Origin of the sequence: Parabacteroides goldsteinii, assembly GCF_020091425.1 — a bacterium.
Lineage (GTDB): Bacteria > Bacteroidota > Bacteroidia > Bacteroidales > Tannerellaceae > Parabacteroides > Parabacteroides goldsteinii.
Genome location: NZ_CP081906.1, coordinates 3176680 through 3191740 on the forward strand (window position 1 = coordinate 3176680; position 15061 = coordinate 3191740).

Genomic DNA, 15061 nt, shown 5'->3' on the forward strand with positions numbered 1-15061 from the left:
CTGAACAGATAAAAACATTTATCAAACCCATCACTCTGTACGGCAGATACAGCGTAACCTCTAGGCTCTCCCGGTCATGTAGCAAGTTCCTGCCATCCTTTTTTCAGGTCTGAAAGATCTAATTTATAAAAATGGCCGGTTGCAGCCTGTTCTTTCATACTGACTTGTCCCCCTGCCACATAGATACAGTTATTTAAAAGGGCACCGGTCGCATTTGCCAAAGGGACAGGCAACGCAGGCCAGGATAATGACAATTCTATTTGCCGGTTCTTTTTCCGGATAAGAAAAACATCCTTATAACACTGAATGGAATCACATCCACCGATGCACAGCAAACCTCCCGGTAACTCGACAGACACACCATAAGCCCGGGAGTCTGGTAAGACCTCTTCTGCAATTTCCCATGTAGCAGATGAATCTTTTGCATCAATATAATAGATGGTATTCCACCATTCCTTCGTTCCTCCCTCCCAGGGCATCGCTTCCGGAAAATTAGCACCACCTGCAATGACTAACGTATTTCCAATAAAGCCGGAAAAAGCACCTGCCACTCCGATATTGGGTTCATTATCGACAGCAGGAAGGCACAAAGAGTTACTCCATTCTATCTTATCACGGGATAGAGGGGATAATGCCAAAACCTGATGAGAAACAGACAAGCAAAATAAAAAGAAAATGAGTTTTTTTATAGTATCGTAGATCATTTCAAGGTTGTTTTTCAAATGCTATACTCTATTATTCATAAATATTTTATACACGGCAAAATGTTTCTCCAACGCCCTACGGAAACCTTCTTCATCTTTTTTCTTTATAAACTCAAGCAGATCTTCATGAGTCACAATCTCTCCTTTTTCCTTCATCTCTATATTGATCGGCTCTAACAGGTCTTTGAATTTATCTTTTACAAAGACCATCACAGGGTGAATAATTCCCTGAAATTCAGAAATAGTTCTATTTCCTGTTATCTCATAAAGTTTTGCATGAAAAGTAAATTCGCTGACCGGTGCATATTCATTATTTTCAAACATTACTCCCATCTTCACGATCTCTTCAAGCTCGGCTATATCTTCAGAAGTTATATTTCTGAAAAGGTCACTACAAATACCTATTTCCAAAGCTATTCTAAAACCCAATATATCAAACAAAGATTCTTCACTTAAAATACGAGGATCGACGACCCGTTTCATTCCTCCCAATATGGAAGGTTCTGTTAAAATCATCCCACGCCGTGTGCGTGATTCAATCATACCCATCATTTTCAGACGACTGAGTGCCTCTCTCAACACATTACGGGCTACACCTAAAGTAGCCGCCAACTCTAATTCGTTAGGGATCGGATCACCTGTACGCAAATCATTGTTCTTAAAGTAATTAAGCAACTTATCTTCTACCTGATCCACCAGAGTTACAGATTGATTGTATATTTTTAGTTTGTCCATATATATTAATTTGAGGTTTATAATACTATTAATCCTATTTGTCTGACAAATTAATGTATTATTTATTTAACAAACAAATATAAATTATCATTTAACTATATTTTACAACATATTACATTACTCAAACACTTACATCCCTATAGATTTTCATTACAACATTATGACAATATCATATATAACAATACAACTTTCTCATATATTATGATATAACATTCTCATAATATATGCGATTATAATATCATAATATATGATACTTTTATAAATAAGGAACAAACTGTACGGAACCCTTTACTCCCGTTTTTTAGCATTATAAATACAGGATTTTTCCATATAGTAAAGAAAATAACGTATCTTCGTTGTTATATATAAAGAAAAACAAAAGAATATCCATATGAAAAGAATCAACAACTCAGTCTTACGCAGTGCGTTTGCCATGATTTTAGGATTTGTACTGGTCTTATGGCCGGAAGCAGCTGTCACCTATCTGGTTATTACTATCGGTATCTGCTTTATTATACCTGGTATATTTTCTCTACTGAATTATTTCACCCGGGAAAAGGTAGAAGGGGAACCCTCCCCCATGTTTCCCATAGACGGAGCCGGAAGCATTTTGTTTGGGGCATGGCTTGTTATCATGCCGGAATTTTTTGTTAATATATTAATGTATATCCTGGGAGCCTTATTAGTAATTGCCGGAGTCCAGCAAATCGCGATGCTTGTTTCAGCCCGCAAATGGAGTATGGTGCCGTTCGGCTTCTATGTAATGCCGGCCCTGATCTTACTGACAGGCATCATGATCATTGCCTATCCGTTCGGGGCCGCCGCTAATACATTTGTGATCTTTGGCGTTGCCAGCATTTTCTATGGTATAATAGAATTAATCAACTGGTATAAATTCCGCCAAAGATGAAAAGAATCAGGATTTGCGGTATTCCATCGGGGAAATACCCATATGCTTCTTAAAGAATTTTCCAAATGTAGACTGATCGGAAAAATGCAGCATATCGGCTACCTGTTGCACGGTCGCCTGCGGGGCTTTCAGCAGGATCTTTGCTTCGACGATCAACGCATCGTCAATCCACTTATTAGCAGATTTTCCGGTCAGTTCCTTTAATATCAAGGACAAATATTGCGGAGTTATAAACAGTTTTTCCGCATAGAATGTAACTACATGCTGCTCTTTGCAATGTTCGAACAACAATTGAAGGAACTGCTCAAACAGTTCCTCCTTTCGGGAAAGGGCAGGCATCAGCAAACCATCCTTCTTTCCCATGAAAATGTTGGCTATTTCCAGCAGAAACCCGACAAACGCATTCTGCATTACCTCTTTCTGAAAAAAATGCGTCCGGTTCTTTATTTTACTTCTTAACAATTCTATGTAATTATCTACCAGCTCTGTCTCCTGGGGTTCAAAAGTCGTACATGGATTCTTCCTTAGCTGCATATAATTAGCCATCGAAGGACTGCGCTTGGCCGTGTTGCATTCATCCAGAAACTCACGTGAAATAACCAGTAACTTTCCTTTAAATCCTTTGCTGACCTTGTTAAGCTGTATCGTATGCGTCGGCATAATGATAGTAAAACTATTCGCTCCAATAGTATAAGGAACATAGTCGAGGGCTATTTCCGAAGAGCCTTCCAACACCAATACCATCAACAATGCATCCAACCGCATCGGCATCGTATGATCTTGTACATCCTGATCGTCCAATTCACTGTGTCCGTCAATATCTGCGATCAAAAAAATATCCTGGAAGCTGTCGCGGATGATGATACCTTTATTCAATTCCGCAAACTTTATTAAAGGAAGATTCTCCATAATTTTATATTTTACTCATCATTATAGTCACCACAAAGATAAGTATTGTTTATAATTCCACAAGAGATATGTTTCATTTTTTACCAATATAGACATCTTCTCCACCTAAAAGACTTTGTTTTTTAAAAGCATCTTTCGTTTCAGACCAATCCTGTAACAGAATAAACCTTTTGAGTTTTCTAAAATAGACAGACCTTTGTCACCGAGCATAGTACAGATGATTCAAAAAAATATATATGACAAAGGAACAAGTAATGACGACGGCATTGGATATGTTCTCACAATACGGAATAAAAAGTGTGAGCATGGACGATATTGCCCGGAATACAGGTATTTCAAAGCGAACGATTTATGAATTCTTCGAAGATAAGGAGACTTTATTGCAGGAAGCGATAAAGTACCACAACAACACTATGCGGAAAATACTTAGTGAACTGGAAAAAGGACCGTTTACGGCTCTTGACGTTTTCGTCCTTTTTTACGAAGAATTCATGAAACATCCCCGCTGGTATATCAAAAGATATTACGATGATCTGAAACGCTATCCCAAAGCAGTGGAACAGGCAGAAAAAGACAAAGCCGATTTTACAACAAGATGCATCAAGCTCCTGAACCGCGGCGGAAAAGAGGGTGTTTTCCAGAAAGACCTGAATATCGAGATATTGGCTTTGCTGGCAAAAGAACAACTGAAAATGATCCAACCGTCAAAAGCGTTTGTAAACCATTCGGTGACAGAAGTATTCCAGACGGTACTGTTTACTTTTCTCCGGGGTATCTGCACAGAGAAAGGTATGGTGATTTTAGAGCGTTACGCCTTGAAACATTCGTACGATATGTTGTCAAGAAAGGAATAATACAGAATTATATTCAAATCAAATCTATTTAAATGGAACGAGTATTTATTAGCAAAAAGAGGATGTGGATGGTTGTGATGTTGCTACCTTCTCTATTCTTTTCCACCGTCAAAGCACAGGAAGTCCTGACGCTCGACCTGGAAAAAGCACTGGAGATTGCGCTGAGTGAAAACCCGACCGTGAAAGTCGCAGACAAGGAAATCGAAAAGAAAAAGTATGCACAGAAAGGTTCCTATGCTGCTCTGTTCCCTCAGGTCAGTTTTACAGCTGACTACACCAGGACATTGAAAAAACAGGTAATGTATATGGACGGTTTCGATATGGGCAGTGGTGAAGGTTCAGGAGAAACAGGAGGAGCCGGAGGATCAGCCGGTATGGAAAGTATCGATATGAGCAAAGGTATCGAAGTGGGCCGTGATAACAACTGGACTACCGGTTTCAACGCATCCATGCCGCTTGTGAACGCAACATTATGGAAAAGCCTCAGCATCTCAGCATTAGATGTGGAATTATCTATCGAACAGGCACGATCTTCCAAAATATCTATGGTAAATCAGGTTAAGAAGAGCTTCTATGCCGTGTTACTGGCAAACGATTCTTACCGGGTTTTCAAGGAAAGCTACGATAATGCCATGGAAAACTACCTGGATATTAAGAAGAAGTATGAACAGGGAACAGTGGCCGAATATGACCTGATCCGTGCAGACGTTACAGTCAAGAACAGCGAACCGAATATGCTTCAGGCTGAAAACTCGCTGGTACTGGCCAAGTGGCAGTTGAAAGCTCTTATGGGAATGGACCTGGAGCAGGAGATCGATTGTACAGGGCAATTAGCCGATTTCGAATCGGTCCTTTTTGCCGATTATATAGCAACAGACACGACACTGACTGCCAACTCTGATTTGAAACAGATCGATCTGCAGGCACAACAATTGAAGAAAACATTGCTCATGCAGAAATTCGATTATCTGCCGACGTTATCACTGACAGGCATGTATCAGTGGAATGCCATGAACAATGATTTCAAATTTAAGAATTATAACTGGACTCCCTATTCGATCATAGGTGTATCGCTTTCAATTCCGATCTTCTCCGGAGGTAGTAAATATCATACTATCAAACAGACGCAAGTGTCCATCCACCAGATGGATCTGCAACGAGAAGACACGAAACGTAACCTGCAATTGGCTGTAAAACAGTATCTGGATAACATGAAAACCTGTGTAAAACAATTCGATGCCGCCCAAAAGGGAGTCGAACAAGCCAACAGAGGCTATAAGATTGCCCAGAAACGTTACGACACCGGTGGCGGTACATTGCTTGAAATGAATGATGCAGAACTGGCGCTGACACAGGCGAAATTGAATCTTAACCAGTCCATCTATAATTATATGGTCGCTAAATCGGATATGGAAAAAGTCTTAGGTCAAGAAACGTATTAAGAAACAAGTATGAGTACAAAAATAAAAACAGTTTACAATATGAAAACACGTGAAATGCTGAAAGTTATCCCACTTATTACATTAGCCCTGCTGATGTCATGTTCGGGTGAAAAGAAGGACGCAGCGACAGATACCCATGATGAAAAAGTAAAAGTGAAGATAGAGCAGGTATCCTCTCAGGATGTAGACCAGATAGCAGATTTTACTGCAACAGTAGAGGCCAATATAAAGAATAATATCGCACCTCAGTCGCCGGTTCGTATTGCGAAGCTGTTTGCCGAAGTTGGCGATCATGTAAAAGAGGGTCAGGTACTTGTCAAAATGGACGAAACAAACCTGCAACAGGCAAAGATCCAACTGGACAACCAGGAAATCGAGTTCAACCGTATCGACGAACTTTATAAAGTAGGCGGTGCCTCCAAATCGGCCTGGGATGCCCAGAAAACTCAGTTGGACGTAAGCCGTGCCAGCTATAAGAACTTGCAGGAGAACACACAGCTGTTAAGCCCGATAAGCGGTATCATCACTGCCCGTAATTATGACAGCGGCGATATGTACAGCGGTGGAGAACCGATCTATACGGTTGAACAAATCCGTCCGGTCAAACTATTTGTAAACGTATCTGAAAGCTATTTTACAGATGTAAAAAAAGGAAACGAAGTGGACATCAAACTCGATGTATACGGTGACGAAGTATTCAAAGGCAAAGTAAGCCTGGTCTATCCGACCATCGACGCTTCAACCCGCACCTTCCCTGTTGAGATCAAGATTGTCAACACTGATGAGCGCGTCCGCCCGGGAATGTTCGCCCGTGCAACCATGAACTTCGGTACACTCAACCACGTTGTTGCTCCGGATCAGGCGATTGTTAAACAATCCGGATCAGGCGACCGCTACATCTATGTGTACAAAAACGGAAAAGTATCCTACCAAAAGGTAGAATTGGGACGTCGTATGGGTAACAAATACGAAATCGTATCTGGCGTAGAAAACGGAGACCACGTGGTAATTACCGGTCAGAACCGTTTGACTAATGGAATGGAAGTTGAAATTGACAAGTAAGAAATAAAAGTATATGAGCTTATATGCAACAGCGGTAAAAAAACCGGTGACCACCGCCCTCGTGTTCGTGGCTGTGGTGATCATGGGTCTTTTTTCCTTAACCCGATTATCAGTCGACCTGTTCCCGGAGATTGAAACCAACATGATCATGGTCATGACGGCCTATCCCGGTGCCAGTGCCAGTGATATTGAAATGAACGTCTCCAAACCGTTGGAGAACGTACTGAATAGTGTGAGTGACCTGAAACATATCACATCGCAATCCAGAGAAAACATCTCTATCGTAACTCTCGAATTCGAATACGGGACCGATATAGACGTGGCAACCAACGACGTTCGCGACAAGTTGGACGTCGTGGAGTCGTCCCTTCCCGATGATGTGGAAAATCCTATCATCTTCAAGTTCGGTACCGACGACATTCCTATCCTGTTGCTATCCGTGACAGCAGAGGAAAGTACCAACGCCCTTTACAAGATTCTGGATGATAAAGTATCCAACCCGCTGGCCCGTATCAGCGGCGTAGGTGCCGTATCCATCTCAGGAGCCCCGGTCCGTGAAGTGCAAGTGTATTGCGATCCTTACAAGTTGGAAGCCTACGGCCTGACAATCGAAGGGATCTCCAATATCATCGCACAGGAAAACCGGAATACCCCGGGCGGTAGCATCGATATCGGTTCGAATACCTACACACTGCGTGTACAGGGTGAATTCACCGATGCCCGCCAGATGCTCGACCTCGTGGTAGGAAGCAGCAACGGCAGGAACGTTTATCTGCGCGACGTAGCGGACGTAAAAGACTACGTGGAAGAACGTGCACAGGAAACCTTCAACAACGGCGGCCGCGGCGGTATGATCGTTATCCAGAAACAGTCGGGTGCCAACTCGGTGAACATCGCCAAAAAGGTACATGATAAGTTACCCGAGATACAGGCCAGCCTGCCTTCCGACGTAAAATTAGGTGTGATCGTGGATACATCCACCAACATTTTGAACACGATCGACAGTTTGAAAGAAACGATCATGATCACCTTCATTGTCGTAATGTTCGTGGTATTCATCTTCCTCGGACGCTGGAGAGCGACGTTCATCATTATCCTGACAATCCCGATTTCTCTGATAGCCGCCTTCGCTTATCTGCTGGCTTCAGGAAATACGCTGAATATTATCTCGCTGAGTTCGCTTTCTATCGCCATCGGTATGGTGGTGGATGATGCAATCGTTGTATTAGAAAACGTAACGACCCATATCGAGCGGGGTAGCAAGCCAAAGCAGGCCGCCGTACATGCGACCAATGAGGTAGCCATCTCCGTAATCGCTTCTACGCTGACCATGTTGGCCGTGTTCCTGCCGTTGACGATGGTAACCGGTATGGCGGGTATCCTGTTCAAACAGTTGGGTTGGATCGTTAGTATCATTATGATCGTATCGACAGTAGGCGCTTTGACGCTGACTCCGATGCTTTGTTCGCAGTTGCTGCGCCTCGATCCGAAGAAAGGCCGTTTGTACGTGCTATTCTTCACTCCGATCGAGAAAGCATTGAATGCGCTCGATGTAGCTTACGCACGCTTTCTGAGTTGGGCCGTACGCCATCGTAAAACAGTCATCTTCGGCGCCATGTTGATATTCGTAGGAAGTATGATGTTGGTTCCGACCGTCAAAACAGAATTCTTCCCGACACAGGACAACGGCCGCGTCGGTATCACGATCGAACTGCCGATCGGTACCCGTCAGGAAATTACCCGCGACCTGGCCTTGCGCGTCGATAAACAGTTCCGCGAAAAGTATCCGGAAATAGATGTATTGAACTTCAGTGAAGGACAAGCCGATACCGACAATACCTTCGCACAACTTAGCGACAACGGTTCGCACATCATCGAAATGAATGTCGGGTTAAGCAGCGTGGGAGACCGCGAACGCGGATTGATCGAGATTTGCGACCTGATGCGTAAAGACCTGGCTCAATATTCGGAAATCAAGGAATATAAGGTACTGGCCGGTGGTTCTTCCGGCGGGGCAGGTGGCGAAACGACCGTCGATGTGGAAATCTATGGTTTCGACTTCGAAAAGACCGACATCGTAGCTGCCGAACTGGCCCGCCGCCTCGAAACCTTGAAGGGTTGCTCGCAGGTGAACATCAGCCGTAAAGATTATATTCCGGAATATCAGGTAGACTTCGACCGCGAAAAGCTGGCGATGAACGGCCTGAATGTAACTACGGCCTCCACGTATCTTCGTAACCGTATCAACGGCTCCACCGCTTCAAAATATCGTGAAGATGGCGACGAATATGATATAAAGGTACGTTATGCCCCGGAATTCCGCCAGTCGGTAGAAGACATCGAAAATATCATCATCTACAACAGTGCCGGACAAGGCGTTCGTATCCGCGACGTGGGTAAAGTTGTAGAACGTATGACCCCGCCGACTATCGAGCGTAAGAACCGCGAACGTATCATTACCGTTTCGGCCGTTGTAGCCCAGGGTGCCGCATTGAGTGACCTGGTAGAACAAACCCGTGCCGAACTGAAAAAGATGGATATTCCGTCTGAAATAAGCTGGCAGTTGGGTGGTACTTTCGAAGACCAGCAGGATACATTCGCCGATCTGGGTATATTGATGGTATTGATCATCATACTCGTATTCATCGTGATGGCCGCCCAGTTCGAGTCGCTGACCGACCCGTTTGTGATTATGTTCTCTATCCCGTTCGCCTTTACCGGGGTTGTCCTGGGATTGTCTATCACACAAACGCCGCTGGGTGTAATGGCATTGATCGGTGTGATCATGTTGATGGGTATCGTGGTAAAGAACGGTATCGTGCTGATCGACTACACCATCCTTTGTCGCGAACGTGGAATGAGTATCCTGACAGCTGCTGTTACAGCCGGTAAATCCCGTCTCCGTCCGGTATTGATGACCACACTGACCACTGTGCTGGGTATGATCCCGATGGCGGTCGGTACAGGTGAAGGTTCCGAAATGTGGCGTTCGATGGGTATGACGGTTGCCTGGGGGCTTGCCGTTTCGACCCTGATCACGCTGGTTATCGTGCCGGTTGTCTATTGTACATTTGCCGGGAACGGGGTGAAACGCCGCCGCCGCAAAATCGCTAAACTGAACCAGCTGGAACAATTATAAAACAGACAAACCGGGAAGTGGGACTTCCCAGTACCAGGAAGAAGGTATTCCCAGCATTGGGAACGATCTCTTCCCAGTACCGGGAACCACCCGCTTCCGGATATAACATTAAAATATAAAGAACAATGAAAGCTATATTCATATCATTCAATCAGGCCTATTACGAAATGATCCTCAGTATCATGGACCGTAATAATATCCGGGGGTTCACCTACTGGGAAGAAGTGCAGGGACGTGGCAGCAAAAACGGCGAGCCCCATTACGGGAGCCACGCCTGGCCTACCCTCAACTCTGCCATACTGGCAATGGTCCCGGACGAAAAGGTAGACCCTTTCCTCGACCTGCTGCATAAGATGGATTTACAGACAGAAGCCCAGGGATTACGTGCATTCGTATGGAATATCGAGAAATCAATTTGATAAGGTATGGAAACACCTTCTGTAACCACATTCAAATTGAGCAGGCATAAAAAGAGAGGACTGTTTCTGACAACAATCCTCTCTGCCCTGATCGGTACCGGAGCCTTGTACGCAGCCAACGGACTCCAATACGGTGAAGGCCGTTTTGTTTTCATCGCTATCGGAGTATTCGCGTTGCTCACCACTTTCTTCTGTTTCATCAGTTATTCCTTTCTGACCCGGGAAAGTTTCAAAGCCATCTATATCTCTGAAGAAGGGATTAACGACATTTCGACCGGTAACCGGATCGGAACAATTTTATGGAAAGATGTTGAAAGTATCAAAATAATGGACGATATTAGCAACCTGAAACGTAAATATATCGTACTGAAGGTCAGGAACCCGAACGAATATATTGACAGGGAGCCCACACGTAGTAAGAAGCGTTCGCTGGAACTGCGGCTTCAATACTACGGATCACCTATTTGTATTTCCAGCCGTGCGCTGGATTGCACTTTTGAGGAATTAAAACAGGCCGTATTCGACAGATACGACCTCTATAAAGCCTCACATAAAGAGGCATAGTATATCAAGAAGAAATGACACAGGAAGATTTTTCAATATTACTTATCATAATGGCGGTCATCGCCGCCATTGTTTTTGTTACCCTTTATTTCGTAGAAGCCGGCTACGGCATGTTATTCAACAAAAAATGGGGCGTGCCCATCCCCAACAAAATAGCCTGGGTATGTATGGAAGCCCCGGTCTTCATCGTAATGCTCGTCCTGTGGGCAGGATCGGAACGGCAATTCGAAACAGTTCCCCTACTCTTTTTCCTGTTCTTCGAACTGCATTATTTCCAACGGGCCTTCATATTTCCACTGCTTATCAAAGGGAAAAGCAAGATGCCCGCCGGTATTATGACGATGGGGATCGTATTCAACCTGCTGAATGGCTATATACAAGGTATGTGGATATTCTACCTCTCCCCCGAAAATATGTATTCTATCCAATGGCTGACTACACCGCAGTTCATCACCGGAACAATCCTGTTCTTTGCCGGCATGTGGATCAACTGGCAATCGGATTACATCGTCCGCCATCTCCGTAAACCGGGTGATACCAACCACTACCTGCCCAAAGGAGGTATGTTCAACTACGTTACTTCCGCCAACTATTTCGGCGAACTGGTGGAATGGTGTGGTTTCGCCATCCTGACCTGGAGTGCCAGCGGCGCCCTGTTTGCCTGGTGGACATTCGCCAACCTCGTACCCCGTGCCAATACGATCTGGCATAAATATAAAGCCATGTTCGGGAAAGAAGTCGGCAGCCGGAAACGGATCATCCCATTCATTTACTGATTATCTTTGCATACTGATTATATAACTATACAACGAACAGATCATTGAAAACAGACTAAACATTATGAACAAAGAATCTGTACTATTTACTCCGGCCACCATCGGCCCGCTAACACTCAGAAACCGTACGATACGGGCGGCAGCATTCGAAAGCATGTGCCCCGGCAACGCCCCGTCGGAAATGCTTTACAACTACCATACCTCCGTTGCTGTCGGAGGTATAGGTATGACAACCCTTGCTTATGCAGCCGTTACACAAAGCGGACTTTCCTTTGAGCGCCAGCTATGGCTTCGTCCGGAGATCATTCCCGGCATCAAAAAGATAACAGATGCCATCCATAAAGAAGGAGCAGCAGCCTCCATACAGATCGGACATTGCGGGAATATGTCCCATAAAAACATTTGCGGATGCACACCGATATCCGCTTCAACCGGATTCAACCTCTACTCGCCCACTTTTGTCAGGGGGATGAAACAATCCGAAATCGTGGCCATGTCGAAAGCCTTCGGACAGGCTGTCCACCTGGCACGCGAAGCCGGAATGGATGCCGTAGAAGTACATGCCGGACACGGTTACCTGATCAGTCAGTTCCTTTCCCCTTACACCAACCACCGGAAAGACGAATATGGCGGAAGCCTCGAAAACCGTATGCGTTTCATGAAAATGTGCATGGAAGAAGTTATGAAAGCAGCCGGTTCGGATATGGCAGTCCTGGTTAAAATGAATATGCGCGACGGTTTTAAAGGCGGTATGGAACTGGATGAAACACAGGAAGTCGCCCGCACACTGCAAGACGAATGCGGAGTACATGCACTCATCCTCAGTGGCGGATTTGTCAGCCGTGCTCCCATGTACGTGATGCGCGGAGCTATGCCTATCCGCACGATGACCCATTATATGCCTTTCGGATGGTTGCCTATAGGAGTCAGGATGGCCGGCCGTATGATGATACCGACCGAACCGTTCAAAGAGGCTTATTTCCTCGAAGACGCGCTGAAATTCCGTGCCGCCCTGAAAATGCCCCTTGTCTATGTGGGTGGCCTCATCTCCCGCGAAAAGATCGACGAAGTACTCGGTCACGGTTTCGAATTTGTCAGTATGGCACGCGCCCTGCTGAACGATCCGGCTTTTGTCAACCATATGAAAGAGAACGAACAGGCACGCTGCGACTGCGGACACAGCAACTACTGCATCGCCCGTATGTATTCGCTTGAAATGGCCTGCCACAAACATATGCAGAATCTACCGAAAAGTATTATCAAAGAAATAGAAGAACTGGAATATAAATAATGGAAAAAGGAATAGCCATTATCACCGGTGCAGACGGCGGAATGGGGCGGGAAATAACGCTGGCACTCGCAAAAGAGGGCTTTCAGATCATCATGGCCTGTAAAGAGCCGGATAAAGCCCGTACTGTCTGCAATAAGATCAAAAAAGAAAGCGGGAACGAGCGGATCGAAATACGACAGATAGACTTATCCTCACTGGCTTCGGTACGCTTATTTGCCGATAAACTATTAGCGGAAGGTCGCCCCGTCAGCCGGCTCATGAACAATGCTGGAGTCCTGACGACAAATATCCGCCAGACAGCGGACGGCCTGGAAACGATCGTAAGTGTTAATTACGTAGGTCCTTACCTCCTTACCCGCCTGCTTCTCCCCCTGATGCAACGGGGAAGCCGTATCGTTAATACCGTATCGTGCACATATGCCATCGGACGGATAGAATCCGACTTTTTCAGCAAAGGGAAAAACGGACGCTTCGCACGGATACCGGTATATGGAAATACAAAACTGGCCCTTTTACTCTTTACACGCGAATTGGCGGAAAGAGTAAAAAGGAAAGGTATCACCGTCAATGCTGCCGACCCGGGAATTGTCAGTACCAATATGATCACGATGCATGCCTGGTTCGACCCGCTGACGGACATCCTGTTCCGCCCGTTCATCAAAACAGCGGCACAGGGAGCAGCTACTGCCATCTACCTGGCGCAATCGCCGGAAGTAGACGGTAAAAGCGGAGGCTGCTACGCCAACTGCAAAGAGAAAAAGCTCCCGGAACGTATACTCCACCACCCTCTGCAACGCCGGCTTTGGGACGATACGGAAGCCCTGCTTCTCTCCCGTAACCTGCTGAACAGAAAAAATATCCCGGAGACAGTTGGAACGTATTGATAAAAAAATTACCTTTGCACCGCTTTTAACCCCCGTACGTGTGATGGGAAATTAGGAAGCATAAAAACTAATTTTGAGTAACACAAAAATTAAGAAAATGAAGACATTTCAATTAGAAGGAAAAGGCAGAGAAGTAGCAGCTACTTCAGCCGATCAGAAAAGAGCTTTGAAAGCTATGCGTAAAAATCAGGAAATCCCTGCTGTATTATACGGTGGTGAAAAAGTAACTCACTTCACAGTAAATGTTGAAGGTGTACGCAAGCTGGTTTATACTCCGGAAATTTTCGCTGTAGAACTGAACATCGACGGCAAAAAGACAATGGCTATCGTTAAAGATATCCAGTTCCAGCCGGTAACCGACGCTATCATGCACATGGACTTCATGGAAGTATCAGACAGCAAACCGGTAACAATAGAAGTTCCTGTTGTACTGACAGGTCACGCCGAAGGTGTTAAAGCCGGTGGTAAGCTGACATTGCGTATGAGAAAGCTGAAAGTGAAAGCTATCTACACTCAGATCCCTGAAAAACTGACTATCAACGTTGATCACCTGGGCTTAGGTAAATCTATGCAGGTGGGTGCTTTACACTTCGAAGGTCTGGAACTGATGAATGCAAAGAACGCTGTTGTTTGCGCCGTTCAGTTGACTCGTGCCGCTCGTGGTGCTCAGGCTACTGCTGGTAAGTAATCTGATAAAGAGAATACCAAATAACGTGAGGGAGGAATGTTCAGGAGAATGTTCTTCCCTTTCTTATATTATACAATTTACGGATACGTCCGAACGTATCCCTGTAAAAATAGAATGACAATGAAATATCTGATAACCGGACTTGGTAATATAGGCCCTGAATATTGGGGAACACGTCACAATATCGGTTTTCGCGTCGTAAACGCATTGGCCGAAGATGCCGGAGTACCGTTCACGGAAGAACGTTACGGGGCGGTTGCACGGATGCGGGTAAAGAACTGTGAATTGATCCTGCTCAAACCGAACACTTTTATGAATCTGAGCGGAAACGCTGTCCGTTATTGGCTACAGAAAGAAAACATTCCCGTGGAAAATCTGTTAGTCGTAGTAGATGACCTCGCTCTCCCCTTCGGCACCTTGCGTCTGAAACCCAAAGGCAGCGATGCAGGGCATAACGGCCTGAAGAATATACAGCAACTCCTGGGCACACAGGAATATTGCCGTTTGCGGTTCGGCATAGGAAGCGACTTTCCCCGTGGCGGACAGATCGACTATGTATTGGGTAAATTTCCTTCCGAAGAGTTGGAGTTGATGCCCGAAAAGCTGAAACGCGCGGTAGAGATTATCAAGAGTTTTTGTCTGGCAGGTGTACAGATCACCATGAACCAGTTTAATAACAAATAA

15 protein-coding genes are annotated in these 15061 nt (G+C 45.1%); 12 read left to right on the forward strand and 3 right to left on the reverse strand.

Translation table 11 applies throughout. The features are described from left to right. Positions 1 to 74: 74 nt before the first annotated feature. Both K6V26_RS14190 and K6V26_RS14195 read right to left on the reverse strand, forming a co-directional pair. On the reverse strand, positions 75 to 704 hold the full coding sequence (locus K6V26_RS14190; protein ID WP_224265654.1) for a hypothetical protein: 630 nt from the start codon (positions 702 to 704) through the stop codon (positions 75 to 77). Between the two features lie 21 nt (positions 705 to 725). Then, positions 726 to 1439, reverse strand: a complete 714-nt coding sequence (locus K6V26_RS14195; RefSeq protein WP_010802481.1) for a FadR/GntR family transcriptional regulator — start codon at positions 1437 to 1439, stop codon at positions 726 to 728. Between the two features lie 391 nt (positions 1440 to 1830). Between K6V26_RS14195 and K6V26_RS14200 the strand changes: the two genes are divergently transcribed. Then, the gene (locus K6V26_RS14200) at positions 1831 to 2349 is read left to right on the forward strand and encodes an HdeD family acid-resistance protein (RefSeq protein WP_010802480.1); all 519 of its coding nucleotides are present in this window, start codon (positions 1831 to 1833) and stop codon (positions 2347 to 2349) included. 6 nt (positions 2350 to 2355) lie between these two features. On the opposite strand, the gene K6V26_RS14205 is transcribed toward K6V26_RS14200, so the two are convergent. Further along, positions 2356 to 3258, reverse strand: coding sequence for a helix-turn-helix domain-containing protein (locus tag K6V26_RS14205; RefSeq protein ID WP_007658809.1), 903 nt, complete (start codon positions 3256 to 3258; stop codon positions 2356 to 2358). A 236-nt stretch (positions 3259 to 3494) separates the two neighbouring features. On the opposite strand from K6V26_RS14205, the gene K6V26_RS14210 reads away from it, so the two are divergent. From K6V26_RS14210 to pth, 11 genes are all read left to right on the forward strand, one after another. Then, on the forward strand, positions 3495 to 4112 hold the full coding sequence (locus K6V26_RS14210) for a TetR/AcrR family transcriptional regulator (protein WP_007658811.1): 618 nt from the start codon (positions 3495 to 3497) through the stop codon (positions 4110 to 4112). A 32-nt stretch (positions 4113 to 4144) separates the two neighbouring features. After that, positions 4145 to 5554 (forward strand): TolC family protein, encoded by a 1410-nt coding sequence (locus K6V26_RS14215; RefSeq protein ID WP_044214748.1) that lies wholly within the window; start codon positions 4145 to 4147, stop codon positions 5552 to 5554. Between the two features lie 39 nt (positions 5555 to 5593). Next, entirely contained in the window at positions 5594 to 6616 is a 1023-nt protein-coding gene (locus K6V26_RS14220) for an efflux RND transporter periplasmic adaptor subunit (RefSeq protein ID WP_010802478.1), read from the forward strand. Positions 6617 to 6629: 13 nt separating this feature from the next. Continuing rightward, on the forward strand, positions 6630 to 9755 hold the full coding sequence (locus K6V26_RS14225; RefSeq protein WP_195438583.1) for an efflux RND transporter permease subunit: 3126 nt from the start codon (positions 6630 to 6632) through the stop codon (positions 9753 to 9755). A gap of 125 nt (positions 9756 to 9880) precedes the next feature. After that, positions 9881 to 10174: a PG0541 family transporter-associated protein gene (locus K6V26_RS14230; RefSeq protein ID WP_007658818.1), complete on the forward strand. Its 294-nt coding sequence runs from the start codon at positions 9881 to 9883 to the stop codon at positions 10172 to 10174. A 6-nt stretch (positions 10175 to 10180) separates the two neighbouring features. After that, positions 10181 to 10738, forward strand: a complete 558-nt coding sequence (locus tag K6V26_RS14235; protein WP_010802476.1) for an STM3941 family protein — start codon at positions 10181 to 10183, stop codon at positions 10736 to 10738. A gap of 50 nt (positions 10739 to 10788) precedes the next feature. Continuing rightward, positions 10789 to 11514, forward strand: coding sequence for a DUF1295 domain-containing protein (locus K6V26_RS14240; protein ID WP_122327372.1), 726 nt, complete (start codon positions 10789 to 10791; stop codon positions 11512 to 11514). 64 nt (positions 11515 to 11578) lie between these two features. Further along, entirely contained in the window at positions 11579 to 12805 is a 1227-nt protein-coding gene (locus tag K6V26_RS14245) for an NADH:flavin oxidoreductase (protein ID WP_224265655.1), read from the forward strand. Next, entirely contained in the window at positions 12805 to 13689 is an 885-nt protein-coding gene (locus K6V26_RS14250) for an SDR family oxidoreductase (RefSeq protein ID WP_224265656.1), read from the forward strand. Before K6V26_RS14245 ends, K6V26_RS14250 begins: the two co-directional genes overlap by 1 nt. 97 nt (positions 13690 to 13786) lie before the next feature. Beyond that, positions 13787 to 14377: a 50S ribosomal protein L25/general stress protein Ctc gene (locus K6V26_RS14255; protein ID WP_007658823.1), complete on the forward strand. Its 591-nt coding sequence runs from the start codon at positions 13787 to 13789 to the stop codon at positions 14375 to 14377. Positions 14378 to 14497: 120 nt separating this feature from the next. Further along, positions 14498 to 15061, forward strand: coding sequence for an aminoacyl-tRNA hydrolase (pth, locus tag K6V26_RS14260; RefSeq protein ID WP_224265657.1), 564 nt, complete (start codon positions 14498 to 14500; stop codon positions 15059 to 15061).